Origin of the sequence: Anaerotaenia torta (assembly GCF_050433395.1) — a bacterium.
Lineage (GTDB): Bacteria > Bacillota > Clostridia > Lachnospirales > Lachnospiraceae > Mobilitalea > Mobilitalea torta.
In genome coordinates, this window is sequence record NZ_JBNPXH010000014.1 from 142,839 (window position 1) to 167,390 (window position 24,552).

The window sequence follows — 24,552 nt, forward strand, 5'->3', positions numbered from 1 at the left end:
ATCATGTCCACTTTCATTGTTTCCATTATAAACGATAAACCTGGAATGGAAAAGGAAAAAAATATGAAAAATTTGTTACGACGGGGGATTGACAATTTATTTCACATGTTGTATTATTGTATTAATCACTTAATACAGTGGTACAACAAAAGGAATTCCGATAGAATAAACACATTAAATGCAAGGGAAAGGAGTTGTAATGATGCAATGGGAACTTGATTCAGAACGACCTGTGTATATTCAGCTGATCGAGCAGATACAGGCAGGAATAATATCCGGTAATTTTAAGCCTGGGGATAAATTGCCCTCCGTCAGGGATATGGCGGCAGAAGCCGCTGTGAATCCCAATACGATGCAGAAGGCCCTGTCAGAGCTGGAACGCACCGGATTGATTTATACCAACCGGACCGCCGGAAGGTTTATCACCTCGGATGAAGCAATGATTAACAGCCTGAGGGGACAATCCGCCAGGGAGCGGATTCTGGAGTTCCTGGAACGGATGAAACAGCATGGCTTCACACCCCAGGAAACGCTGGCTCTGATTATGGAGATCATTAAAACAGAACAGGAAGGAAGCTAGTCATTTAGAATATGCCAATAATAGGATGGAGGTAAATCATGAGTGCATTATTAGAATGTAAATCACTTACTAAAAAGTATTCCGCCCACACCGCTCTCGCCAATGTCAATTTCAGCCTGGAACGGGGGCGCATCGTAGGGCTTCTGGGCCCCAACGGAAGCGGAAAAACAACATTAATCAAATTAATCAACGGCCTGCTGGTACCCAGTGCGGGAACTCTCCTGATCAATGGCAATATGCCGGGCCCGGAGACGAAGAAGGTAGTATCCTACCTGCCTGAGCGGGCTTTTCTTCCCGACTGGATGCGGGTTTCAGAAGCCATCGATTTCTATAAGGACTTTTATTCGGATTTTGACGAGAAGAGAGCCTATGAGATGCTGGACCGCCTGCATCTGGACCCCCGCCAGAGGATGAAGGCCCTTTCCAAGGGAACTAAGGAAAAGGTTCAGCTGATTCTGGTTATGAGCCGCAATGCAGATCTGTACTGCCTGGACGAACCCATCGGCGGCGTAGACCCTGCTGCCAGGGATTACATCCTGAATACCATTATTTCAAACTATAACGAGAACGCAACCGTGTTGATCTCAACTCATCTGATCGCTGATATCGAAAGGGTTCTGGACGAGGTTGTATTCCTTCAAAACGGCAATATCACGCTTCAGGCTTCCGTAGACGAGATTCGGCTTAAGGAAGGCAAATCCATTGATACATTATTCCGGGAGGTGTTCAAATGCTAGGAAAATTATTAAAACATGAATTCAAGGCAAGCGGACGGATCATACTGCCACTTTATCTGGTTCTTGCCGTACTCACCCTTATGAACCGAATCACATTCAGCCTTCGCGGGGAAAAGATAATGAATATTATCAGCAATTTTCTAATCTTTACCTATGTCATATCCATCATTGCGGTTGTGGCTGTATCCTTCGTCATTGTAGTCCTTCGTTTTTACAGGAATCTGATGCTGGATGAAGGGTATCTGATGTTCACCCTTCCGGTAAAGACCAGCCAGCTGATTACCTCCAAGCTAATTGCCGCCAGCATATGGACTCTTCTCAGTTTCCTGGCAACAATAGCTTCCGTATCCATTGTTTTCTTTTCTCTGGATCGGATTGGGCTTTTGGGTTCCCTCTGGGATTCGATCCTGCTCTCACTGGGTCAATACTTGAGTTCCGGCCAGATAACCTTATTTTTTACAGAGCTTATTATATCGGTCATTTTGCAGATGATCAACTCTCTCTTAATGATTTATACCTCCATTGCCATCGGCCAGCTGTCCAACGGACACAAGCTGCTGGGCTCTGTCGCCGCTTATGTCGGTATCAGCACCGTCCTGCAGACCATAGTTTCTGTCATCGCTGTAATGTTTGGAACTCTGTTCCCCAGTATCATTGCAGATGTCAGCAGTGTTGTGACGACTGTTCTGCCCCTGACTTTTATATACAACCTGGTAAGCGGTGCCCTGTTCTACGCGGTTACCCATTTTATTTTGAAGAAAAAACTTAATCTGGAGTAAAGAAGCATACATTATTTTTTAAAATCACCTATCCGTTTTTCTTTTCCGGCACTTAATAAGTGTAATCATGATTGCAGAGAGGAGGGTTAGAGTGAAGCCATTGGAAAATGAGATCTTGAAATTTATCGAGCCGGTTTTCCGTTTCTGCCTGAAGCGGGTGAGCAACCGGCACGATGCAGAGGATCTTGCCAGCGAAATCATACTTCACGTCCTCGACGGGGCAGGGAAATACGAGATTCAGTCATTCGATGCCTGGGTATGGCGCATTGCTCACAACAGATACGCACGCTACTGCGAAGCAAAGCATGTCCGTGCTGAATTCTACTCTGAAGATGCGTTGTTTGACCTGGCGGATGATTATGACTTTGTTGACCGCCTGACTGTCACCGATGAATACGAGACCGTTTTCCGGTATCTTCACACCCTCTCCTCCCAGTATAAGAACCTTCTGGTAGATTACTACATCGGGGAACTGCCGATCAGGGATCTCTCCAAAAAGTATTCTCTGCCGGAGACAACAATCAAATGGCGGCTTAATATAAGCCGCCGCAAAATCAAGAAGCGGATAGGAGACCATAAGATGGACAAGATCTACAAACACATTAACTGGCAAACCACCACCTGCAACGGCGCATTGAATACCGGAGCCTATCTTTCCGGCCAGGTGGCCCGCGCAATATGCGAGACGGCCTACGAGAAGCCTCTTACCATTGAGGAGATCAGCTTAAAAACCGGACTTCCCACCATGTACATCGAGGATGCCCTGCCGCATCTGCTCTACGGCGATGCAATAGAGCAGATCGGAAGTAAGTACGCAGCCAATTTCATCATACTTCGTCTAAAAGACAAAGAGCAGATGGAGAAGCAATTTGCACCGCTGATCAGCGATATTGCAGATTACTTTGAGAAGCAATTTACAGAACGCTCCCGCAAGGTCACAGCCATGCACTTTTATGGCCACCATTTCGGAATGGCCCGCCTGGGTTATATCGCGCTTCCTCTTGTTCTGCGCGCAGCAATCCGAAACATTATGGATGAACTGCCCGGACTCGCCCAAGGCCCTTATCCCCCGAGAAAAGACGGCGGCTACGGATGGTTTCTGATAGAGGAAGCAAAGGATGAGAACGATCAGGGCGGGGAATACAATTCCGGCTGTAACAGTACGGACGAGGAGAGCAGTATTATCTACTATTATCATATCTTCAAATACTTCTGCAGCAGCATCTACCACAATGGCGGCACACGGTGGCTGTCCGCAAACCGGATCCCGCAGAAAAGCACGAACGGCATTATCCCGGAGGGTTCCCTGTCCGAGGATGATATTGTCCGTCTCCTGCAGAGGAATCTGATCCGTAAAGACACAACAGGCTATCAGTTGAACTTTGCCTGTTTCACTCAGGATCAGTTCTCCGAGTTCTCCGGATTATTCCGGCTGGAGGATAAACGGATTGAAAAACTGCTCACTAACCTGATATTGAACATCAGGGAGTATTTCCAATCCTTCGTTCCAAAGCGTCTTGAACGTCAGATCAACCAGTGGGTCTCCTGCTTTGTTCATTCCATTACAGGATATGTGACCGAGGAACTGATTGCAAGAGGTATTCTGGAAAAGCCGGATCGTGAAAAACCGCTGACAAATGGGGTCTTTTATGTAGAAGGCCCATGCATCAATCCATAAGCTAAAAAATGATATGCTCCCTTTCCAGTTATTCACCTGACGGGGAGCATATCTTCTCTTCCTTTCGTTATAGTTATCTCAGCCTTTTATTTTCAAAACGGCACATTGCTTCCAAGCATTGGAGCAAGCCTTGAATTCTCTGGTCAAGGGGGCCTTCTTCAATCATACAGTCCAAGGCAACTGCCATATCATTAATTAGCCTGTCATTTAAATGCTTCCGGTTTGAAGTGACAACCTCCAGCTTTTTATAATAAGAGTCTGCATCCAAAAATTGCAGCAGAACCACATTGATCTGATCGGCTGATTCCATCCCTGCTTCCGGTTCAGCCGTATATGTTCCTGCATTACTATCGGAAGCACTTATGCTGTTCCTCTCACTAGTTCTACCCATCTCACCAGACTTGCTATAGGAATCAGCTGCCTCACTTCCTTCGGACTCATTTCCAATCGCCGCTCCCAGATCCGCGCAGAGCTCAAAACGGTATTTCTGAGTTACCAGAGGATATTTTTCATGATCCACTTCACTGAGAAAATTCTCCAGCGGCCGGATGTATGCTTTATAATCTCCGTATAAAGCCTGATATACCACCATTCTCTCCTGTGTATCCGTATGGCTTGCCACCGTTATAATCTGATAGAGCCTGTCCTTAAAATGCTTATAAATCTGCCCCGGTCTTGGTATTCTGTCCATATCCATATTCTCATTCCTCCCGCTGCTTATTACCCCGATATTCTGTATCAAAAAGTGGTTCAGCATTCCTGCGAACCACTAAGTTGAAGCATTTCTCTTACGTAATGCCTATTCTATTCTGTTCTATTCAACGGATAATACATAATAATAAATCGGTTGTCCGCCGTAGTGAACCTCGACATCCAGATTCGGATAAAGCTCCGCTACTTCTTCTCCCAGCTTATTAGCATCCTCTTCACTGATCTCTTCTCCGTAGTACAGACTGATGAGCTCCGAATCCTCGTCTGTCAGACACATAATCAGCTCCAGAGTGGTTGAGTTGATGCCGGTACCAACCGCCATAATTGTCTTATCACCAATACCCATGATATTGCCCTGTTTGATCTCCTTACCGTCGATGCTGGTATCCCGGACGGCATAGGTAACCTGACCGGACTTCACCTTCTTCATCTCTTCCGTCATTCTCTCGGCATTCTCCTCCGGAGCCTTGTCATAGACAAAATTAATGACTGCGGTAATGCCCTGGGGCACTGTCTTAGAGGGAATTACATAAACATTCTTATCCTCGGTCAGATGCTTTGCCTGCTCCGCCGCAAGAATGATATTGCTGTTATTGGGAAGAATAAAGATATTATCTGCATTTACCTCTCCAATGGCGTCGAGCATATCTTCCGTGCTGGGATTCATGGTCTGCCCGCCCTTAATAATATAATCCACACCCAAACCGGTAAAGACCTCGTCCAGGCCGTCACCCATGGATACGGCGATAAATCCCGCCTTCTTCCTGGGCTTCTGCGGCACTGCCTTCTTAGGCTCCTGTGCCGCCTTTTCGGCATTCACAATTACCCGTTCATTATGCTCTTCCCGCATATTGTCAATCTTCATATTGGTCAAGGAACCATACGTCAACGCCCTCTGAATTGCCAGTCCGGGGTCATTGGTATGTACATGTACCTTAACCACCTCTTCATCCGATACAAGCACAAGGGAATCTCCGATGGATTCCAGATAAGCCTTGAATTCATCCTCCTCCGCCATGGTATATTCCTTGGAAGCGCTTTCCCGGCTCTTATCCAACATAATAATAAATTCCGTACAATATCCATATTTAATATCGTCTGTAGAAATTCGCTCCCTTGTCACTCCGGAAGCCGTCTCACCGGAGGCGGTGCCTGTAAAGGACATTTCCAGGGAGATTTCCTTGCCCAGGAACGCGTCATAAGCGCCCTTGACAATCTCAAGCAGGCCCTGTCCGCCGGAATCCACCACGCCTGCCTCCTTCAATACCGGAAGCAGCTCAGGGGTATTCTTCAGGACGATTTCCATATGATCTATTATCTCACGGCCAAACACCACCAGATCATCCGTCTCGGCTACCAATTCAGCAGCCTTCTCTGCCGCGCCTCTTGCCACAGTCAGAATAGTCCCTTCCTTCGGCTTCATAACGGCACGATAAGCCGTCTCCACCGCTTTCTGAAGCGCATTGGTCATGATGGTGACATTGATTTCCTTACAATCCTTAATCTCCTTTGTAAAGCCACGAAACAGCTGGGATAAGATAACACCAGAATTGCCCCTGGCTCCCCGCAGGGAACCGCCCGATATCGCCTTTGCCAACCCTTCAATTGTCGGATTCGAAAGTGCATTCACTTCCTTTACCGCTGACATGATCGTCAATGTCATATTCGTACCCGTATCTCCATCGGGTACCGGAAATACATTCAATTCATTAATTATCTCTTTCTTTGCTTCAATGCTTGCGGCTCCGGCAAGAAACATCTTCTTCAGAGTTGTCGCATCTATCGTCTTAATGACCACTGGTTTCTTCCTCCTTAAACGTTGCTTCTCAAGATTGATCACAGATCAAAATCAGTCAATTACTCTGACTCCTTCAACGTAAATATTTATCTTCTTTACCTCAAGTCCTGAGAATTCTTCAACATTATATCTCACATTGCTGATGAGATTATCAGCTACCGCAAAGATGCTTACACCATAGGAAACGATAATATGCAGATCAATGGTTATCACATTGTCCTCTAAAGTAACATTCACGCCATGGCTCAAATTATCCCTTTTCAGAAGCTTAACAATTCCGTCTTTCATGTTGACGGAGGCCATTCCGACCACACCAAAGCACTCCACGGCTGAGGCTCCGGCATATTTTGCCAATACGTCGTTATCAATTGATATTTCACCGTTCTGTGTCGTCATATATCCTTTCATACCAACCTCCATTCTACCGGAATACCCTGCATCCGGGTTCCGGCACATGCCTCCTGCAAGGCTTGTGCATGCCGCATAGCCTTTTGGGGATTATGCTGTTTCCATTGCTTTTTATAATGATATTATAACTGCAAAACCAGCATTTGAAAAGTACAGCTTACTATATTTTTTCATAGTATAACCATTTATTCCGGTATCCATATCATTTTCCATCTATTCTTCTAACGCCAAATTTCTTTTGCCGGATTTTTGCTCTTCCTGCACCGACTTTCTGAAATTGCCCGGCGGTTTTTATCATAATTGAGATAACCCGCAGCGTTCCAGCATAATATTAGATATATATACACCGTAATTGGCGGTATGCTGGAGGTTATCATGAAGCGAATGTTCGGGTTCATCCTGTTCTGGATCGCCATCGGAATGACAATCATGCTCTTCATTACCAATGGAATCCTGGCAATATGTATTATTATTTTATTACTGCTCTTAGGCTATAACCTATTCTGTAACTAAAAAAAGAGGGTGTCAAGATCCCCTGACACCCATCCTTTCCTTATGCGCGTTCTACTTTTCCGGATCTAAGACAGGAAGTACAAACATACATTTTTCTTGCTGCACCATTGACGTTAACCTTAACAGATTTCACATTAGATTTCCACATCTTATTAGATCTTCTATGAGAATGACTCACAGCGATTCCAAAGTGAGCACCTTTATCACATATTGAACATTTTGCCATCGAAAGCACCTCCTTTGTTTAATATAGGTCCAACTGACCTTACAAACACATTCATTCTATCAGAATATAAGATATAATGCAAGAAAAATTTTCAAAACGAGTGTAACAGAATTCCGTGTGCCATCCGGACGGTACCCGGAATTTTCCCTGCACAACGACTAAGTATCTACTAAACATCTGCTGACTTAGCTCATTCTTTCACGGTAGCTTCTGTCTGTTTCTTCATTACGTCAGCTACACGCTCGTCCATCTCATCCTTCTTCTTGCCCTTGGTGAATTTGTTGATCACGTCGGGGACCATGTCGATGATCTTGGATACGCTGTCCTGATCCTTGATGTTCACTACCTTGGAGGCGCCGTTCTGGATCACCAGGAGGGAGCTGGGGGTGATCTTGCCGCCCATACCGCCGCCTGCATTGTTTTTCTTATCCCCTGCAAACGCACCCGCCGCAACACCGAAGCTTACTTCAACTAATGGTAATATAATTGTTCCGTCGTCAAATTTTACCGCATCACCAACCACCGTCTTCGTAGTTAAAAAGCTGTCCATGCCTTTGAACAGAGATTCCACGGTTGAATTAAAATTATTATCCGCCATTTATAACGCCTCCTTCAAAATATTAAAATTCCCTTTCAGTTTCTTAAAGCCTTTATTAAATAACAATCTAATTAGTATTATTAGAATTGTGACCAATCTTATTCTTCCGCTGGCAAAATGCTCGCCTTCCAGCCTGCTGTTTTCAAAATCAGGCGTAATCTGAATTCTGTCTCCGTAAAAGCTGTATAGAATACTCATCGCGCCCAAAGCCTGTCCTGTAGAGCAAGGATCTCCTGTACCAAACACCAGCTTTGATCTTAATTTCCTTGGCATAATGTGCTTAAGTGCTTTTTTCAGACTGCCCCAGGTAACTTGAAAACCCTCGCGGTTTCTCTCATTTCTGATAAAATCCATGATCAGCCTTCCTTTATCCCTGGCAGAGGATATCGTTGCAAACAGGCCGAGTATCTTTTCCTTCCATTGACGCAGCATCGCGGCAATTTTCCTATAGATGCCGCGAAGCTTGTCCGCGATTCTCCGAAACAGCGGCTGTTTCTTCGCTTTGCCGCCATATTCCGGATTCTCTTCCGCTTCCGAAGCTTCATCATCCCCGGCTTCTCCCATGGGGTCTTCCTTACCGATCGGTTCCTCGTTATCCATAGGTTCTGTTTTATCCGCAGCTTCCGCCTCCTCCGAATACTTTGCCTTCCCGGTTTCTTCCGCCCTCTTCATCGGCTGCACCGTTCCGGTCTCCTCCGGCCGCCCGATGCCCTCCGTCTTCTGATCCCGGATCTTTTGCTCTGAGATCATCGGCTCAGTCCTGCTTTCGCTTATCTCTTCTCCGACATCCTGAAGCGTATCCGTATCTCTGGCTGCTTCCTTCTGCTCTGCCGCTCTCTTCCCCGCTGCTTCCCTTTTTCGTCTCTTTGCTTTCCCCGACTTGTCCTTGCCCTCCGGCCGTCCGGGTTTCCTGGGCCTGAGATTGTCGAAGAGCACATAGCCGAAGATCCTGGCCCGGATATGCCAAACTCCCTCGATATGGGATATATTGACATGAAGAATATGAAAAAGCCAGTTCACTCTTCCCTTCAGAAAGAATAAACCCTCACCATGTCTGACTTCCGCCCGGTACCGAACCGGCACCAGCAAGGTCACCGTAACCAGCAAAAGGAACAGCCCCAGGATCGAGAGCAATAATATACCGATTATTTTCAACAGAATCCATATAATATGAAGCATTCCTATTTAATCAACCACCCATCATTCATGAATATGATCCTTCCCGCAAGCCAAAGCCCCGGTCAGGACATCTTATGTAAAATAAATCCGGACATCAAACTTTCCTGTCTTCCGATATACCTCCATCAGCATATCATGAGCCAGTTCAACCGCTTCCTGCTTTCCGCCTGCCAGTCCCGCTATTCGGATCTCAGATCTTTGATAGCAGGGGAATAACAATTCATTGGCCTCATAGATATCAAACAGGTTATTGGGATTTGAGGCAAAAGCAATACAGTACACGCCAAAAACAGCTTCCCTGTTATTCATGGAGGCTATCACTCTGTTTTTTCTTCTCTTTATTTTATTTCCGACATAAAGACTCTCATTCCACAAAATCATAAACCAATGACCCCCTAATGGCACATCTAAGTATACCACAGATTACCATCAATAATACAGTCCTATTCCGACATAATTTCAGAAACTGCAAACAGCCCGTGAATAATTTCATGACAGGCGGCTTTTTCATACTGATCCGAGCAGCGCTCTATACTGTAACGAACATATTCCATTACTTCCTTATGATCCCGGAAGAATACCGGCAGCTTATTCATGGTATTGGCCATCACCGCCCGGCTGACCATCCTATCCTGACCGGCCAGCAGCTCGCTCATTTCCTGAAGCAGGGTCTTTGTTTCCCTCTCTAAAAGCTCCTCATCCACAATGTCTTCCCCAGAGGCTTCATCCAGCTCAGCAAAAAGGCTGTTGGATAGCAGCCTTTGGGAACGGAGCAACACCTGCAGCAGCTGTTCCAGCATCATGCCCTGTACCAATGCCTTCCGGGAATGTCCCGCCTCATAGAGAATATCTTCCAGGGAGGTAAGCTCATAAGACAAATCCTCCTGTACTCCCTCCAGCTCCAAAAACCTGTCCAGCAGCCCAACCGGCAGATTTGGTACTTCCGGCTGATCGAAGCATATATTAATCTCGCGGATAATGTCCGCCGCCGTTGCTGCGGCTCCCTCATGAGCGCTGTCCCCCATGCCTGCATAAGCCGTGCATAGAAGCATTACATATACCTCATTGACAATCTCCTGTAAGCTAAAATAAATATCCGCTTCCTCCCCAATCCTCCGGGTCGCTGTCTGCAGCAGATCCGATGCCTGGTCATAGGCTTCCTTCGTGATATTCTTATAATCAAAAGCCGCCATCTGCTCTCTCTGGCCGGCCAGCTCCGGATAGAGCTCTTCCATGCCCTCCTCATGATACAGCATGGCAGAGGTGCGAAGCATGTAAAGGAAGGTCTGCAAAGAAGACGCCTCCCCTCCCAGATATGCTTTCAGGCTGTCCTCCAGCAGATCAAAATACTTCTGTCTGGTGATACGGACCGGCAGCTGTCCGACAATCTCCCGGATATTCTCATTAATCACCAGATTGTCTTCCTCTGCAAAGATATACTGCAGGATCTCCCTGGCAAATTCCTCTTCATCGATCGGTTCCCATCCCTCTCTAAACCGGTATTCCAGACGGTTCAGCACATATTCATATATCTGAAAGATGTCTGCATACACGGTCAGAATATTCATCCGCTTGAAGATGTCATTACGAAGGGAATCTATCTCAGCAACTGCTTTCTCCCTCTCTTCTCCGGTGCAGCCTGAGAGAACGCCCTTCCTTATGATCTCATTGATTTTGACTGTCATGGGACTTGCGAAGCTTATACTGTAGGTTCCGCTCTCTGTCCTCTCCTCCGCATATGCCTCATAAAAAGCATAATAATGCATTGCCAGTCTTACCGCCCCATAGATTCGATACTGATCCGCCATGTGGCTAAAAAGCTGGGGCAGATTCTCTTCAAGCTGTCTCCCGCTCCGAATTTCCTGAACCATATTTTTCATCTTTTTGTTCATATCCCATTACCATCCTATATTTTTATCATTTATCCAAAACAAGCTGTTGCTCAACTAACTGAAGTCAGTTTGCAACAGCTCCTTTTATCCGCCAACATGCCTGCTGCATCATATTATCCCATTGCCTGCTATTTTATGGCTGTTCATTTGTGAACGTGTTCATGGGTAAATAGATGATCCATACAATATTCATAATTCCCGTCACATTTGGAGCAGAAGCGGAACTCCAGATTGTCTCCATCCAATTCCGTCCTGCCGCAAATGGCACACTTATGCCGGGTAATCACATTCTTCCCGTGAAATTGCGTGACATTCCCGCTGTTTTTTCCCTCATTCATCTGCCTCCGGTAATTAGCCCTGCGCTTATATTCACCGGGAGACAGCCTGTGATAATTTCTCGTCAGGAAAAAAAAGATAAGGAAATTAGCAAAGGATACCACCAACGGAACAATGTATATAAATCTACCGTTGATTATATAAGTAAACGCCTGATAGATATAGAATGCTCCCTGGATCCATGCCAGATACTTTGCCTTAATCGGTATCAGGAAATACATAAAAAACTGGGTGTTAGGATATATTGCCGCAAAGGCAAAAAACATTGTACCGCAGATAAAACTGAGGCTGGGCGATATACTAATCCCGGTAATCAGATAAGTCAATAAGGATGCAATAATGTTGAAAAAGATCCCGGAAAAGAAATACAGGTTAAAACGAAACGCTCCCCAGGCCCGCTCCAGGGAATTACCGATGATATAATAAAAATAAACCGAAATCACCAGGAACAGAATGCCGCCCACTGATGCAACGGGAATAATCCAGGTGATGAGACGCCATACCTGTCCCCGCATAACAGAGGGAAAATCCAGAGTCAGCAGCCCCCAGACCATGGGATTGGGAACCGCCCCAAGAATCAGTCCGACGGCAAATAAACCTGCAACATATATCATCAGATTCGGAATCGCATACCTCCCAAATCTTCGTTCCAACCTGTCCAAAAACTTCATATGCAACACCTGTGCCTTTCTGTCATACCTAGAATACCTTCTTCTTTCGGAAGATCAAAGCAATGATCACCGCCAGGATTACCGCTGCCAACCCGATGAAGTAAAACCCGTAGGGATTATCCTTGCCAGGAATATCTGTAAAGTTCATTCCGTAGAAGCTGGCAATCATCGTAGGAATCTCCAAAACAATGGTTACTGCCGCCAGAAACTTCATCACCAGATTCTGATTATTGGAAATAATTGATGCAAACGCATCCATGGTTCCGCTCAGAATTCCGCTGTAAATATTCGCCATCTCAATGGCCTGCTTATTCTCAATAATCAGGTCCTCCAGGAGATCTTCATCCTCGGGGTAGTGCTTGATGCTCTCCAGCTTCAGCATCTTCTCAAATACCACCTCATTGGAACGCAGCGCCGTAGTGAAGTACACCAGACTCTTCTCCAGCTCCAGCAGTTCAATGAGCTCCCGGTTCTGAGTGGAAATATGCAGCTTGCGCTCAATCTCCTCGCTCTTGCGGTCTATGGTTCTCAGATGCTGCAGGAAAGTAGATGCATTCCGGTACAGGATCTGAAGAATAAAGCGGGTCTTCTTATAAGTATAAAAATCCCTGACCCGCCCGTCAATGAAGCATTTTAAAATCGGAGTCTCCTCCAGACATACGGTAACAAGAAAATTACTGGCTACAATGATACCCAACGGGATCGTAACATAACGATCCTTATCATTCCTCTTCTCCAGGGTGGGAATGTCAACCAAAATCAGGGTATAATTATCCTCCACTTCAATTCTGGCCCGCTCCTCCTCATCCAAAGGCGCTCTGAGGTGATCCACCTCAATTCCTGTTGCTTCCGCAATTTCCATTAACTCTGTTGCGGAAGGCGCGGTCATGGCAACCCAGCTGCCCTCGGTAATCTCCGTCAGCCGTTGTAACGCACCCTCCGTTGTTCTAAAAATATCAATCATCCTATGCTCCTTTCCACTGCACTTCAGGCAGTGAATCGTAAGCATCCTATATCCCAAGGCGAAAGTTCGCCCTCAGCGTATACCATACTACAACCTGCTGCCTGTTACAGTCCCTATTATGTTGTCGAAACAGTTACCCTGATGACTACTACCGGGGCCGGCTTCCATCCTTACCACATCCTTTTTCATTTAATCCAAATGAACCAACCGGTTCAAAAACAATTATATGGTTTAATGCTATCTTTGTCAAACAAAAGAAAATCTATTAATCCTTAAAATTTAATTAAATGTAAAAGTTCAGCCGATGCGGTTCTGATCTCTGTTCCAATATACGGTTGGAAAAGAATGAGGTTCCCGTCTTATACATATAAAGTTGCCAAATGTTTTATAAATAATTAAGAAATTGTTTTTCTTTCTGTGAAATAATGCTGTTGAACTTCAAGGACAGGTATCGTATAATATAGGGAGTTTATTGGGCATCCGGTTTAAAGCATGCAGGCAGCAAGAAAGGCATGGTTTTTAATATGAGTAATTATAGATTAGGTATTGATATCGGTTCTACAACAGTAAAAATTGCAATTATAAATGAGACCGGAGACTTATTGTTTTCCGATTACGAGCGTCATTACGCCAATATTCAGGAGACTCTTGCGGGCCTGATGAATAAGGCTCAGGACGCTCTCGGCAATCTTAAGGTATCCCCGGTTATCACCGGCTCGGGAGGTTTGACCATATCGAAGCACCTGGATATCCCCTTTGTCCAGGAGGTGGTGGCCGTTTCTACCTCGCTTCAGGATTATGCCCCTCAAACCGATGTTGCAATCGAGCTGGGCGGCGAGGATGCAAAAATAATTTATTTTACCAATGGAATCGAACAGCGGATGAACGGTATCTGTGCCGGAGGCACCGGCTCCTTTATCGACCAGATGGCAAGCCTGCTCAAGACGGACGCTTCCGGCCTGAACGAATACGCCAAGAACTATCAGGCCATCTATCCCATTGCCGCCAGGTGCGGTGTATTTGCCAAGTCGGATATCCAGCCCCTGATTAATGAGGGCGCCACCAAACCGGACCTCTCCGCTTCCATCTTCCAGGCTGTGGTAAATCAGACCATCAGCGGTCTTGCCTGCGGTAAGCCTATTCGGGGTAATGTGGCATTCCTGGGCGGTCCTCTTCACTTTTTGAGTGAGCTTAAATCCGCCTTTATCCGCACGCTGAACCTGTCACCGGAGCAAGTCATCGCTCCGGCCCATTCCCATCTCTTTGCGGCAATCGGTGCCGCCATGAACTCCAAAGCCGGAACGGCCGGCAGTGATGGAGGCAAGGAGCTGGCCATCCTGCATGATATGCTGTCCCAGGGCATTAAGATGGATTTTGAAGTCAACCGGATGACACCGTTGTTCGCGGACGAAGAAGAATACGAAGAATTTAAGAAAAGGCACTCCGTACATACTGTAAAAAAGGGCAATCTTCAGGAATACGCAGGTAATTGCTATCTGGGCATTGATGCCGGTTCCACCACCACCAAGGTGGCGCTGGTGGGCGAGGATGGCTCCCTTCTTTATTCTTTTTACAGCAATAATAACGGCAGCCCTCTCAAGACTACAATCCGTTCCATCAAGGAAATATTTGAACTGCTCCCGAAGGATGCAAAAATTGTCCGTTCCTGTTCCACCGGCTATGGGGAAGCCCTAATTAAGGCTGCTCTCATGCTGGATGAAGGAGAGGTGGAGACCGTTGCCCATTACCATGCGGCGGCCTTCTTCGAACCGGAAGTCGACTGCATCCTGGATATCGGCGGACAGGATATGAAATGCATCAAGATTCGCAACCATACGGTGGACAATGTGCTTCTGAACGAGGCCTGCTCCTCCGGCTGCGGCTCCTTTATCGAAACCTTTGCCAAATCCCTGAACTATGAAGTGGAGGACTTCGCCAAGGTTGCCCTGTTTGCCAGGAATCCCATTGATCTGGGTACCCGCTGCACTGTCTTCATGAACTCCAAGGTGAAGCAGGCACAGAAGGAGGGCGCTACCGTAGCGGATATCTCTGCCGGTCTCGCCTACTCTGTCATTAAGAACGCATTATATAAGGTAATAAAGATCACCAATCCAAAGGATCTCGGTTCCAAAATGGTAGTGCAGGGCGGTACCTTCTACAATGACGCCGTTCTCCGAAGCTTTGAGACCATCTCCGGCTGCAGTGCCGTAAGGCCGGATATCGCAGGCATCATGGGGGCCTTCGGTGCCGCCCTGATTGCCCGTAAGCATTATGCGGGGGAGGAAGCCTCCATGGAGAAGTCCTCCATGCTCTCCATTGACGAGATCAACGAGCTGAAATTCGATACCTCCCTGGCACGCTGCAAGCGCTGCGGAAACAACTGCCTCCTCACTATTAACAAATTCACCGGAGGAAGGCAATACATCACAGGCAACCGCTGTGAGCGGGGTCTCGGCAAGGAAAAGAATGTTGACAATATTCCCAATCTCTTTGAATACAAGATGGAGCGTTATTTCTCCTATCCCGGCCGGAAGCCGGAAGAGGCCGGACGGGGCACCGTGGGCATCCCCCGGGTGCTTAATATGTACGAGAACTATCCCTTCTGGCACACCTTCTTCACAGAGCTGGGCTACCATATCGCCCTGTCTCCGGTCTCCAGCAGGAAAATTTATGAGCTTGGCATTGAATCCATCCCCAGCGAATCCGAGTGCTATCCTGCCAAGCTGGCTCATGGGCATATCAAATGGCTCATCGACCAGGGTGTAAAATATATATTTTATCCCAGTATTCCCTTTGAGCGAAAAGAAATTGACGGGGTGAACAATCACTATAACTGCCCCATTGTAACCTCTTACCCTGAGAACATTAAAAATAACGTGGAGGAACTGAAAGATCCTTCCATCCTCTTCGATAATCCCTTCCTTTCCTTTGAAAGCGAAGAAATTCTATCTGCCCGGCTGACTGAGATTTTCACCGGCAAAGGAATTCCCGCCTCCGAGATTAAGAACGCATGTGCCAGGGCCTGGTCGGAATTGCTGGCTGCCAGAGAGGATATGCGCAAAAAGGGCGAAGAAACCATGGCCTATCTGCGGGCCTCGGGCCGCAAGGGTATCGTCCTTGCCGGGCGTCCGTACCATATTGACCCGGAGATTCACCATGGCATACCGGAGCTGATTAATTCCTATGGCGCAGCGGTATTGACCGAGGATTCCATTTCCCATCTGGGGGAGGTGGACCGGCCCACCATTGCAATCGATCAGTGGATGTACCATTCCAGATTATACGCCGCCGCTTCCTATGTACGAACCCAGTCCAACCTGGAGCTGATCCAGCTGAACTCCTTCGGCTGCGGCCTGGACGCGGTGACAACGGATCAGGTGAATGATATTCTTACGAAATCAGGCAAAATCTACACCGTGCTGAAAATCGATGAGGTGAACAATCTGGGCGCCGCCAGAATCCGCATCCGTTCCCTGCTTTCGGCAGTGCGGGAGCGTGAGGCGAAGCATATCAAGCCCCGGATTAATTCAGCCGCTCATCACAGGGTAGTATTTACAGAGGAAATGAAGGATACCTATACCATCCTCGCTCCCCAGATGTCCCCGATCCACTTTGACCTGCTGGAACCGGCGCTTCGAAGCGGAGGATACCAGGTGGTGGTATTGCCCAACGACAACCGCCGTTCCATCGATGTGGGACTTCAATACGTGAACAACGATGCCTGCTTCCCCTCCCTGATGGTGGTGGGCCAGATCATGGATGCCCTGTTATCCGGCAAATATGATCTGAATAAGGTAGCCGTAATGATCACCCAGACAGGAGGCGGATGCCGGGCTACCAATTACATCGGATTTATCCGAAGAGCTCTGGAGAGAGCCGGAATGTCCCAGGTGCCTGTGGTTTCCTTAAGCGCCTCCGGCCTTGAGAAGAATCCGGGCTTAAAAATAACACCGAAGCTTCTCCTGACAGCAATGCAGTCCCTGGTATACGGGGATGTATTCATGAGAGTGCTCTACCGTACCAGACCCTATGAAAAGGTTCCCGGCTCCGCCAATGCCCTTCATGAAAAATGGCGGGATATCTGCATTAAGAGCCTGGCCAAAGGAAACTGGGGCGAGTATAAACGCAATCTCCGGGGCATCATCCGGGAGTTTGACCGGCTTCCCCTGGAGGAAGGTCTTAAGAAGCCCAGAGTCGGAATTGTGGGTGAGATCCTGGTCAAGTTCCTCCCCTCTGCCAACAATTATCTGGTGGAGCTGCTGGAGGCGGAAGGAGCCGAGGCGGTAGTACCGGATCTGTTGGATTTCTTCCTTTATAGCTCTTATAATAACAATTTCAAGGCAAGATATCTGGGGAAGAAAAAATCCAGCGCGCGGATCGGCAATCTGGTAATCTGGGCATTAGAGCAGATACGGGGAACCGCCAAGCGTGAGCTGGCAAGAAGCAAGCGCTTCACTCCGCCGGTGCCTATCAGTAAGCTGGCCGCCTATGCGGAACCGGTGGTATCTATCGGAAACCAGACCGGTGAGGGTTGGTTTTTAACCGGCGAGATGCTGGAACTGATCCATTCCGGTGTAAATAATATTGTGTGCGCCCAGCCCTTCGCCTGTCTGCCCAACCACATTGTGGGAAAGGGAGTCATCAAGGAGCTGAGAAAGCAGCATCCCGAAGCCAATATTGTTGCGGTTGACTATGATCCCGGTGCCAGCGAGGTAAATCAGCTCAACCGGATCAAGCTGATGCTATCAACAGCTGTAAAGAATATGGATAAAACCAATCATTAAAACGGCTCCAAACATAGTAATGGGCGGGATTCAGTGAATCCCATCCAACTATTGACACAGAGCCTCACAAAAAAAGCCCTGAGCAAATGCTTCATCAGCATAAGCTCAGGGTTTAACCATGTCTCTATTTACTGCAAACAAGAATCACCGTAGTGCCCTTGTGAAATACCTTCTCTACTTTGGAGAAACCGGCCTGGGTCAGCATTTTTATCTGATTGTCTATTGTACAGGGGGTATCGTAATGATAGAATCCTTCCGAAATACCATGTTCCCTGCGTATCCTTTCATTCTCCGCATAGTAATAGTCCTCCAGCGTCTGTTCCTCCACCATATAATCACATTCCACATATCTTCCGTTTTCAGCCAATCCCCGGCAGAGCCTGGTATACAGCTGAATCTTATCACAATGGCTGAAATGGTGGAGCGTCATGCAGGACAAGGCCGCATCATACTCCCGGTCCCCATAGTCAAAATCAAAATAGCTCATCTGATGCAAGTCCAGCTTTTTTGATTTAAATTTATCCTGCAGGATTCCCAGCATTCCCGAAGATAAGTCAATGCCCGTTACTATCATATCCGGATTCCTGAGAAAAATCTTCTCCAGCTCCAGCCCGGTTCCGCAGCCCAGATCTACCAGCTTCCTGTTCCGCCCATCGGGAATATGCCTGGCTATCTCATGATAGGCCTCTTCCATACCATCGATCTCTGTCAGCATATGCTCCTCATAGGTACCGCTTCGGGTATCAAAAAAACTTCCCATCTCTTCTAACCAATATCCCATCTTCAACCTCCGCTCTCCCTTTTATCATAGTATAACACCGCTGCGGGGCGTTATAAACCTTAATCACGGTTGAGTAGGAAAGATGAGGCAGTATCTCAGGCTCTATATATTCTCAATCTGCCAGTCAATGGGTTCCAGTCCCTGCCGGGTGAGAAATTCATTGGTCCGGCTGAAATGCTTACTGCCGAAGAAGCCCCGGTATGCCGACAGCGGGCTGGGATGCGGTGCCTCCAGAATCAGATGCCTGGGATTATTCAGCATGGTTTTCTTAAGCTGCGCGGGCCTGCCCCATAGCAGGAAGACAATGGGCCTGTCCTGTGCATTAACAGCCTGTATTACGGCATCGGTAAAGCGTTCCCATCCCATACCCTGATGGGAGTTGGCCTGATGTGCCCTCACGGTCAGCACCGTGTTCAGCAATAAGACTCCCTGCCTTGCCCATTTCTCCAGATATCCGTTATTGGGAATATAACAGCCCAGATCCTCCTGAAGCTCCTTATAGATATTCTCAAGGGACGGCGGTATCTCTACCCCCGGCTTTACCGAGAAGCACATTCCGTGAGCCTGACCCACATTATGATAGGGATCCTGCCCCAGAATTACCACTTTAACCTGGCTCAGGGGTGTAAAATGAAATGCGTTAAAGATATCGTCCGCATTAGGATAAACGGTATACCTTCCATATTCTGATTTTACAAATTTATAGAGCTCCTTATAGTAAGGCTGGCGGAATTCGCCTCCGATTGCACTCAGCCAGTCATTGTTAATTGCTCCCATATCCACACCTCTTTCCATAAAGAGTCCGATCCATTATTATGACATTATTACAAACGCACACTAATTCCTCTGTCTCTCATGTAACGTTTCAGATCCATGATCTCCAGTTCTTTATAATGAAATAGCGAAGCTGCCAGAGCCGCGTCCGCTTTGCCTATGGTCAGAGCATCATAGAAATGTTCCATGGTACCTGCCCCTCCGGATGCAATTACCGGCACCGGAACATTCTCCGCTATGGTTCTCGTCAGCTCCAGATCGTAGCCCTCTTTGGTCCCGTCACAGTCCATACTGGTAAGAAGGATCTCACCGGCACCCATTCTGCATGCCTCCACAGCCCATTCCACCGCGTCCATTCCCATATCCACCCGGCCGCCGTTCTTATATACATTCCAGCCGGAGCCGTCGGGTCTGCGCTTGGCATCGATTGCCAGCACCACGCATTGGCTGCCGAATTTATCCGCGGCCTCGCTGATCAACTCCGGTCTTAAAATTGCCGCCGTATTCACCGCAATCTTGTCCGCTCCCTCTCTGAGTATCATCTTAAAGTCATCCACGGTCCGAATGCCTCCGCCAACGGTAAAGGGAATGAATACCGTCTCCGCCACTCTTCGGACCATATCCATTTTGATGTCCCTTGCATCGGAGGATGCCGTGATGTCCAGGAAGACCAGCTCATCAGCTCCTGCCCTGTCATAAGCGGCTCCTACCTCCACCGGATCTCCCGCATCCCGCAGATTGACAAAATTAATTCCCTTTACCACCCGTCCGTTATGCACATCCAGGCATGGAATGATTCTCTTTGTAAACATCTTCGTCTCTCCCATCGCTGCATCAGGTTATAGTCTGGCAAAATTTTTAAGGATCTTCAGCCCTATGTCTCCGCTCTTCTCCGGATGGAACTGGCATCCGAATATCATTCCCCTCTCCACCGATGCATCAATTGATGTGGCGTAATGAGTAGTTGCCGCCACATCTTCCGGATTGGCCGCCTTTAAATAATAAGAATGAACGAAATATACAAAAGCCTGCTGTTCTACTCCACGGTACAGCCGCGCCCCATCCTTGATCGTAAGTGAATTCCAGCCCATATGAGGGATCTTTAATCCCTCGGACTTCGGAATACGAAGTATCTCACCGGGAAGAAGGGACAAGCCCTCCCTATCTCCGCCTTCATCGCTGCGCTCAAAAAGAATCTGCATTCCCAAACAGATGCCCAGCAAGGGCTTATTCCCGGCAGCTATTTCCTTGATCACCTCTACCAATTGAAAATGATGCAGCTTCTCCATGGCATCGCCAAAGGCTCCTACTCCCGGAAGAATCACCTTGTCCGCTGCCAAAAGCCGATCCCTGTCCCTGGTAATCACAACCTGCTCCCCTATATGAAGCAATGCCTTCTCCACACTCTTTAAGTTACCCGCATCATAGTCAATAATCGCAATCATATCATACCGTTCCTTCTCTGTCCATTTCTGCTAATTGTTCATTCTCTCCAAAACAACATCATATACCGCCAGGCTGTAATCTTCCATTCTTTCATACTGCAGAATCTGCAGTGCTTCCTTCTCTGTCAGATGAAATACATTCTTCAGCTCAGCAAGGATTTGCTTTCTGACATAATTCATATCTGATTCAATTCCCAGCAGGGTAGCCAGTTCTATGTACTTATCATACCGGGCCAGACCCTTTAGCAGGGAATCCAGAGCCTCCGGATATTTTTCCATGGAACAGTAATTGTTATAAGAGTTTAATTGCTTATTAACATACATTACCGTCATAATCTTCTCGTAGACTTCGATATCCTCATCCTTGATATCCACGCCATAAACCTCATTGTAGGCCTGGGTATACTTACGGTTATTGAAATAGTTTGTCGCATATTCAATGCTCAGGGTATAGGTGATAATATTCGTTCCCAGAACTACAATCAGAGCAATAATGGCAAAGAAAAACAACACAAGAGCAGCGCCAACCCGATTAATTCTTCCGGGATCCTCATCAATTTCATCAATAACCTGAATTGCATTCCTGGCCGCCGCTTTCTTTTCCGCTTTTTCTTTTCTCTTCTCCGCTTTCTCTCTTTGTCTTTCTGCTTTGGAGAGCTTGCCGCCGCCCTCCTCCTCTTCCAAGTCATCGCCCGCTCTTTTCCCGGTCTTTGACTTCTTCGGAGACTTCTTCTGAGCCTTCTTCGGTTTGCTCTCTTCCCGCTGCTCCTTCTCGTGGTCGAGAGCTGTTTTTTCATCCTTTACATTTCCAAAGAGCCGCTGGAACAGACTGCCTCCCGGCTTTGCCGCAGCCGTTACCTCCCCGGCCTCTTCTGCTTCCTTAATCGCTTTTGTTTTCTTGACCTTGACTGGCTTTTCCTTCTTGGGCTTAGCCTTCTTTTCCTTCTTCCCCTTTGCAGGAGTCTCTTCCTCCCCCATATCATAGTCATTCAATGAGGAAACCCCTTTAAGCGCGTCGGAGAATACCTCACCTACATCACCTGGCATACTCTTTGCATACTGCGGAACAGAATCCGGATTCTCCAGCATATCATGGATTGCCTTGATATCTTCTATTACCGGGTCATCCTCAGACATCTGACCCAGTAGACTTAGAAAATCATCCTTTTCCTCCTCTTCGTCCTGTTCGGGTTCCTGCCGCGGACTTATCTGCTCTATTCTCTGCAACTCCTCCTGCTGTTGTGCCATCTCCTGCAGATCCCCATATTCTCCGGTCTCTGAAGGCTCTGTATTCTGCTCATCCAGGCGATTCAATAATTCATCCAATTCAAAATCTATACCGTTGTCGGAATTCGGCTCTTCTTGATCTTCCTTTGCTTCCCCGGCTGCCTCATGCCATCCGGCCGGGGGTACTTCCGCAAGCTCATTATCCGGCTCAAGGGCAGCCGGTTCTTCTTGCAGATTCAAGCCTGCTCCCGCCTGTTCTGTCAGTGCTTCATCCATATAAACCGCTTCTGCCGTTGCAACGGCCTCAATCCCTGCCGCTTGCTGCTCGCTTTCCTGATTATTTCCGGAAAACAAATTTGATAAATCCTCTCCAAACAAGTCCTCATCACTTACGCTGAATTCCGCCGCCAGCTCCTGGAAATCATCTTCATAGTCCAGCGTATCAAATTCGTCACTAAAATCAGCCCTGTACCATTCATCCTCATCCAACTCCAGAATTTGAGCATTCTCTCCCTTTGCTTCGGAAGGACTGCCTGCCCCATCGTCGGAGCGCTTCTTCCTAGGTAATCTTTCCACAGACGGCTCATTTTTAACAGAATTCAACAAATTATCAAGATAAGATTCCTTGGCCTTTATACTAACCTGATCCTGACAATCACTGCAATATTCCGTTCCATCCTCGATATTCTTTTTACATACTTTACATTTTGCCATCCATTGCACCGTCCATTAAAATAGTAAAAAACTTCAATATAATCTATATCGAACATTTCCTTGTTAATAATTATACTCACTTTCAAATTCAGACTAATTTCCTGCAAATTCCCTATGTTTCTGCGCTTTATGCTTCCGGCTGCGCTCCTATAGAGAGCTTTGGATTCACTTCCTGCAGCATTACTCTGAAATTAAGAACCTCAATGGTATAACCCTCATAAGGAAGAATTCCGGATACCGCCGCTGTAAAAGAAGTGGTGAGATCTTCGCCCGGCTGCCTCACATCAGAAGACTTCACTCTATATATTCCTCTGACGCTATCCACATGAAAACCAATATTCAAATCCTGTATGGCAGTTACAATCAGCATATCATTCTTAAGTTCTTCCGAATCCTTCAACCTCAGACACTTCAGCAAATTAACAACGGGAATTAAAAAATCCCTCGGTTTTATAATTCCCTCAATAAACGGATGAGCATTGGGCACTGGCAAAGGGTTCTTATCATAAGGCAGTATCTCACGAATGTCATTCACATCAATTCCGTAGGAATTACCACCAGCTCTGAATTCCATAATCTCGATTTCTCTTACCGCCTCATTCAACTTATCCTTTTCCATATTACTACCTCCATACGAGCATTTATGCAATTATTCGGCCTTACCTTCTATATTAATATTATTATAGTGTTAATCCATGGTTTTGTAAAGAGCACAAATCTACAAGGGGATAAACTGAAAATAACAAGAATGGAAATTAGAATTCGGAAAAAAATATATTTTTAAGTATCTTTATTATAATATAAGAAAAATAAAGTGAAAACTATAAGGTGATATTATAAATTTATTATAATAATAGAGTAAATGCTTGACATTTTTTTTAATTCAGATAGAATAGATATAAGGTTTGTCCAAAACTATTCGTGAAATACATATAATTTAGCGAATAATATTATTATAAACCGAATTTTACTTATTAAGGAGGTACATCTATGTCAGTAGATGCTGTATTGGAATTCAACATTCGTTCAAACGCGAAATCAGAGAATAACAAGCTTACAAAGGATGGGTATTTGTTAGGAAATATCAATGGGAAAGGAATTGAATCGATACCGATCTCCGTGAAAAGAGATGCCTTTAAGAAGACCATCAAGAAGTATGGAAGAAATTGTATTTTAAGACTGGAAAATCAAGATCAGCAAGGTCATGAGGTAATGGTAAAGTCAATTCAGCTGTCCCCAAAGGACTATGAATACCATCATGTTGACTTCCAAAGGGTAATATTTACAGACAAAATTAAGGCGGATGTCGGAATCCGATACACAGGAGTGGAATTCCTGCAGGCGAAAAAGCTCATTCTGAGCCGTTTAACGGACGTTATATCGGTATGGGGCTTACCGCAGGACATCCCTCATACACTTGAATTCGACTTATCTAATTCCAATGTCGGCGATAATATTACTGTCGCAGACCTAACCTTCCCCGAAGGAATTACACCGGATGCCGAAGGCAGCCAACTAATCGGATCCATCCTTGGTGCTTAACACTTAGGGCCGTTGCAAGACGAATTACTTCCTCCTTGCAACGGCCCTATCATTTATCTTTACATAATAAAAAAACAGAAACACCATCAAGGTTTTTCTGTTTTGAATTGACAAAATACTACACACGAAAATGATACATCCTTTTGAACAAACCCTTTTCAGGTCAAGCCCTCGACCGATTAGTAACAGTCAGCTCCATACGTTACCGCACTTCC

23 protein-coding genes are annotated in these 24,552 nt (G+C 46.6%); 7 read left to right on the forward strand and 16 right to left on the reverse strand.

Going from position 1 to position 24,552, the window contains the following annotated elements:
• The first annotated feature begins 202 nt into the window (after positions 1-202).
• From HNQ56_RS20550 to HNQ56_RS20565, 4 genes are all read left to right on the forward strand, one after another.
• Positions 203-580, forward strand: coding sequence for a GntR family transcriptional regulator (locus tag HNQ56_RS20550; protein ID WP_429149995.1), 378 nt, complete (start codon positions 203-205; stop codon positions 578-580).
• A gap of 38 nt (positions 581-618) precedes the next feature.
• Entirely contained in the window at positions 619-1,317 is a 699-nt protein-coding gene (locus tag HNQ56_RS20555) for an ABC transporter ATP-binding protein (RefSeq protein WP_429149996.1), read from the forward strand.
• On the forward strand, positions 1,311-2,096 hold the full coding sequence (locus tag HNQ56_RS20560) for a hypothetical protein (RefSeq protein WP_429149998.1): 786 nt from the start codon (positions 1,311-1,313) through the stop codon (positions 2,094-2,096). The genes HNQ56_RS20555 and HNQ56_RS20560 overlap by 7 nt, the downstream gene beginning before the upstream one ends.
• 91 nt (positions 2,097-2,187) lie before the next feature.
• Positions 2,188-3,774, forward strand: a complete 1,587-nt coding sequence (locus HNQ56_RS20565; RefSeq protein ID WP_429149999.1) for an RNA polymerase sigma factor — start codon at positions 2,188-2,190, stop codon at positions 3,772-3,774.
• Positions 3,775-3,847: 73 nt separating this feature from the next.
• On the opposite strand, the gene HNQ56_RS20570 is transcribed toward HNQ56_RS20565, so the two are convergent.
• From HNQ56_RS20570 to HNQ56_RS20580, 3 genes are all read right to left on the reverse strand, one after another.
• Positions 3,848-4,471, reverse strand: a complete 624-nt coding sequence (locus HNQ56_RS20570) for a DUF1653 domain-containing protein (protein ID WP_429150001.1) — start codon at positions 4,469-4,471, stop codon at positions 3,848-3,850.
• Positions 4,472-4,588: 117 nt separating this feature from the next.
• Complete coding sequence (locus HNQ56_RS20575; protein ID WP_429150002.1) at positions 4,589-6,283, reverse strand: DAK2 domain-containing protein; 1,695 nt, start codon at positions 6,281-6,283, stop codon at positions 4,589-4,591.
• Between the two features lie 51 nt (positions 6,284-6,334).
• A complete protein-coding gene (locus HNQ56_RS20580; protein WP_429150003.1) occupies positions 6,335-6,691 on the reverse strand; it encodes an Asp23/Gls24 family envelope stress response protein in 357 nt (118 codons plus the stop codon).
• 375 nt (positions 6,692-7,066) lie between these two features.
• Here HNQ56_RS20580 and HNQ56_RS20585 point away from each other — a divergent pair, with 375 nt between their 5' ends.
• Complete coding sequence (locus HNQ56_RS20585) at positions 7,067-7,204, forward strand: hypothetical protein (RefSeq protein WP_429150004.1); 138 nt, start codon at positions 7,067-7,069, stop codon at positions 7,202-7,204.
• Positions 7,205-7,244: 40 nt separating this feature from the next.
• Here the strand turns inward: HNQ56_RS20585 and rpmB are convergent, their stop codons facing one another.
• The 7 genes from rpmB to HNQ56_RS20620 form a co-directional block, all read right to left on the reverse strand.
• Positions 7,245-7,430, reverse strand: coding sequence for a 50S ribosomal protein L28 (gene rpmB / locus HNQ56_RS20590; RefSeq protein WP_228353313.1), 186 nt, complete (start codon positions 7,428-7,430; stop codon positions 7,245-7,247).
• A gap of 190 nt (positions 7,431-7,620) precedes the next feature.
• Positions 7,621-8,028 carry a GerW family sporulation protein gene (locus tag HNQ56_RS20595; RefSeq protein WP_429150006.1) on the reverse strand — a complete coding sequence of 136 codons (408 nt, stop codon included), beginning with the start codon at positions 8,026-8,028 and terminating at the stop codon, positions 7,621-7,623.
• A complete protein-coding gene (locus tag HNQ56_RS20600) occupies positions 8,029-9,183 on the reverse strand; it encodes a DUF2953 domain-containing protein (protein WP_429150007.1) in 1,155 nt (384 codons plus the stop codon). It lies immediately after the preceding gene.
• 96 nt (positions 9,184-9,279) lie between these two features.
• Positions 9,280-9,588 carry a hypothetical protein gene (locus tag HNQ56_RS20605; RefSeq protein ID WP_429150008.1) on the reverse strand — a complete coding sequence of 103 codons (309 nt, stop codon included), beginning with the start codon at positions 9,586-9,588 and terminating at the stop codon, positions 9,280-9,282.
• A 62-nt stretch (positions 9,589-9,650) separates the two neighbouring features.
• The gene (locus tag HNQ56_RS20610) at positions 9,651-11,099 is read right to left on the reverse strand and encodes a hypothetical protein (RefSeq protein ID WP_429150009.1); all 1,449 of its coding nucleotides are present in this window, start codon (positions 11,097-11,099) and stop codon (positions 9,651-9,653) included.
• Between the two features lie 143 nt (positions 11,100-11,242).
• Positions 11,243-12,088, reverse strand: coding sequence for a hypothetical protein (locus HNQ56_RS20615; RefSeq protein ID WP_429150011.1), 846 nt, complete (start codon positions 12,086-12,088; stop codon positions 11,243-11,245).
• A 46-nt stretch (positions 12,089-12,134) separates the two neighbouring features.
• Positions 12,135-13,070 carry a magnesium transporter CorA family protein gene (locus tag HNQ56_RS20620; protein WP_429150013.1) on the reverse strand — a complete coding sequence of 312 codons (936 nt, stop codon included), beginning with the start codon at positions 13,068-13,070 and terminating at the stop codon, positions 12,135-12,137.
• Positions 13,071-13,582: 512 nt separating this feature from the next.
• Here HNQ56_RS20620 and HNQ56_RS20625 point away from each other — a divergent pair.
• Positions 13,583-17,854 carry an acyl-CoA dehydratase activase-related protein gene (locus HNQ56_RS20625; RefSeq protein ID WP_429150014.1) on the forward strand — a complete coding sequence of 1,424 codons (4,272 nt, stop codon included), beginning with the start codon at positions 13,583-13,585 and terminating at the stop codon, positions 17,852-17,854.
• Between the two features lie 124 nt (positions 17,855-17,978).
• Here HNQ56_RS20625 and HNQ56_RS20630 read toward each other — a convergent pair whose 3' ends face one another.
• The 6 genes from HNQ56_RS20630 to HNQ56_RS20655 form a co-directional block, all read right to left on the reverse strand.
• Positions 17,979-18,635 carry a class I SAM-dependent DNA methyltransferase gene (locus HNQ56_RS20630; RefSeq protein ID WP_429150015.1) on the reverse strand — a complete coding sequence of 219 codons (657 nt, stop codon included), beginning with the start codon at positions 18,633-18,635 and terminating at the stop codon, positions 17,979-17,981.
• Between the two features lie 102 nt (positions 18,636-18,737).
• Positions 18,738-19,412 (reverse strand): uracil-DNA glycosylase, encoded by a 675-nt coding sequence (locus HNQ56_RS20635; RefSeq protein WP_429150017.1) that lies wholly within the window; start codon positions 19,410-19,412, stop codon positions 18,738-18,740.
• A gap of 47 nt (positions 19,413-19,459) precedes the next feature.
• Positions 19,460-20,221 (reverse strand): imidazole glycerol phosphate synthase subunit HisF, encoded by a 762-nt coding sequence (gene hisF / locus HNQ56_RS20640; RefSeq protein ID WP_429150019.1) that lies wholly within the window; start codon positions 20,219-20,221, stop codon positions 19,460-19,462.
• A 27-nt stretch (positions 20,222-20,248) separates the two neighbouring features.
• Positions 20,249-20,854, reverse strand: a complete 606-nt coding sequence (hisH, locus tag HNQ56_RS20645; RefSeq protein ID WP_429150021.1) for an imidazole glycerol phosphate synthase subunit HisH — start codon at positions 20,852-20,854, stop codon at positions 20,249-20,251.
• Positions 20,855-20,884: 30 nt separating this feature from the next.
• Entirely contained in the window at positions 20,885-22,795 is a 1,911-nt protein-coding gene (locus HNQ56_RS20650) for a hypothetical protein (protein WP_429150023.1), read from the reverse strand.
• 127 nt (positions 22,796-22,922) lie between these two features.
• On the reverse strand, positions 22,923-23,414 hold the full coding sequence (locus tag HNQ56_RS20655) for a chemotaxis protein CheW (protein ID WP_429150025.1): 492 nt from the start codon (positions 23,412-23,414) through the stop codon (positions 22,923-22,925).
• A 371-nt stretch (positions 23,415-23,785) separates the two neighbouring features.
• Between HNQ56_RS20655 and HNQ56_RS20660 the strand changes: the two genes are divergently transcribed.
• On the forward strand, positions 23,786-24,337 hold the full coding sequence (locus HNQ56_RS20660; protein WP_429150026.1) for a 50S ribosomal protein L25: 552 nt from the start codon (positions 23,786-23,788) through the stop codon (positions 24,335-24,337).
• Positions 24,338-24,552: the final 215 nt, after the last annotated feature.

Coding starts and splice junctions, on each gene's coding strand:
- HNQ56_RS20550 (WP_429149995.1), top strand. CDS start 203: ATGCAATGGGAACTTGATTCAGAACGACCTGTGTATATTCAGCTGATC.
- HNQ56_RS20555 (WP_429149996.1), top strand. CDS start 619: ATGAGTGCATTATTAGAATGTAAATCACTTACTAAAAAGTATTCCGCC.
- HNQ56_RS20560 (WP_429149998.1), top strand. CDS start 1,311: ATGCTAGGAAAATTATTAAAACATGAATTCAAGGCAAGCGGACGGATC.
- HNQ56_RS20570 (WP_429150001.1), bottom strand. CDS start 4,471: ATGGATATGGACAGAATACCAAGACCGGGGCAGATTTATAAGCATTTT.
- HNQ56_RS20580 (WP_429150003.1), bottom strand. CDS start 6,691: ATGAAAGGATATATGACGACACAGAACGGTGAAATATCAATTGATAAC.
- HNQ56_RS20585 (WP_429150004.1), top strand. CDS start 7,067: ATGAAGCGAATGTTCGGGTTCATCCTGTTCTGGATCGCCATCGGAATG.
- rpmB (WP_228353313.1), bottom strand. CDS start 7,430: ATGGCAAAATGTTCAATATGTGATAAAGGTGCTCACTTTGGAATCGCT.
- HNQ56_RS20595 (WP_429150006.1), bottom strand. CDS start 8,028: ATGGCGGATAATAATTTTAATTCAACCGTGGAATCTCTGTTCAAAGGC.
- HNQ56_RS20605 (WP_429150008.1), bottom strand. CDS start 9,588: ATGATTTTGTGGAATGAGAGTCTTTATGTCGGAAATAAAATAAAGAGA.
- HNQ56_RS20610 (WP_429150009.1), bottom strand. CDS start 11,099: ATGAACAAAAAGATGAAAAATATGGTTCAGGAAATTCGGAGCGGGAGA.
- HNQ56_RS20620 (WP_429150013.1), bottom strand. CDS start 13,070: ATGATTGATATTTTTAGAACAACGGAGGGTGCGTTACAACGGCTGACG.
- HNQ56_RS20625 (WP_429150014.1), top strand. CDS start 13,583: ATGGTTTTTAATATGAGTAATTATAGATTAGGTATTGATATCGGTTCT.
- HNQ56_RS20630 (WP_429150015.1), bottom strand. CDS start 18,635: ATGGGATATTGGTTAGAAGAGATGGGAAGTTTTTTTGATACCCGAAGC.
- HNQ56_RS20635 (WP_429150017.1), bottom strand. CDS start 19,412: ATGGGAGCAATTAACAATGACTGGCTGAGTGCAATCGGAGGCGAATTC.
- hisF (WP_429150019.1), bottom strand. CDS start 20,221: ATGTTTACAAAGAGAATCATTCCATGCCTGGATGTGCATAACGGACGG.
- hisH (WP_429150021.1), bottom strand. CDS start 20,854: ATGATTGCGATTATTGACTATGATGCGGGTAACTTAAAGAGTGTGGAG.
- HNQ56_RS20650 (WP_429150023.1), bottom strand. CDS start 22,795: ATGGCAAAATGTAAAGTATGTAAAAAGAATATCGAGGATGGAACGGAA.
- HNQ56_RS20655 (WP_429150025.1), bottom strand. CDS start 23,414: ATGGAAAAGGATAAGTTGAATGAGGCGGTAAGAGAAATCGAGATTATG.
- HNQ56_RS20660 (WP_429150026.1), top strand. CDS start 23,786: ATGTCAGTAGATGCTGTATTGGAATTCAACATTCGTTCAAACGCGAAA.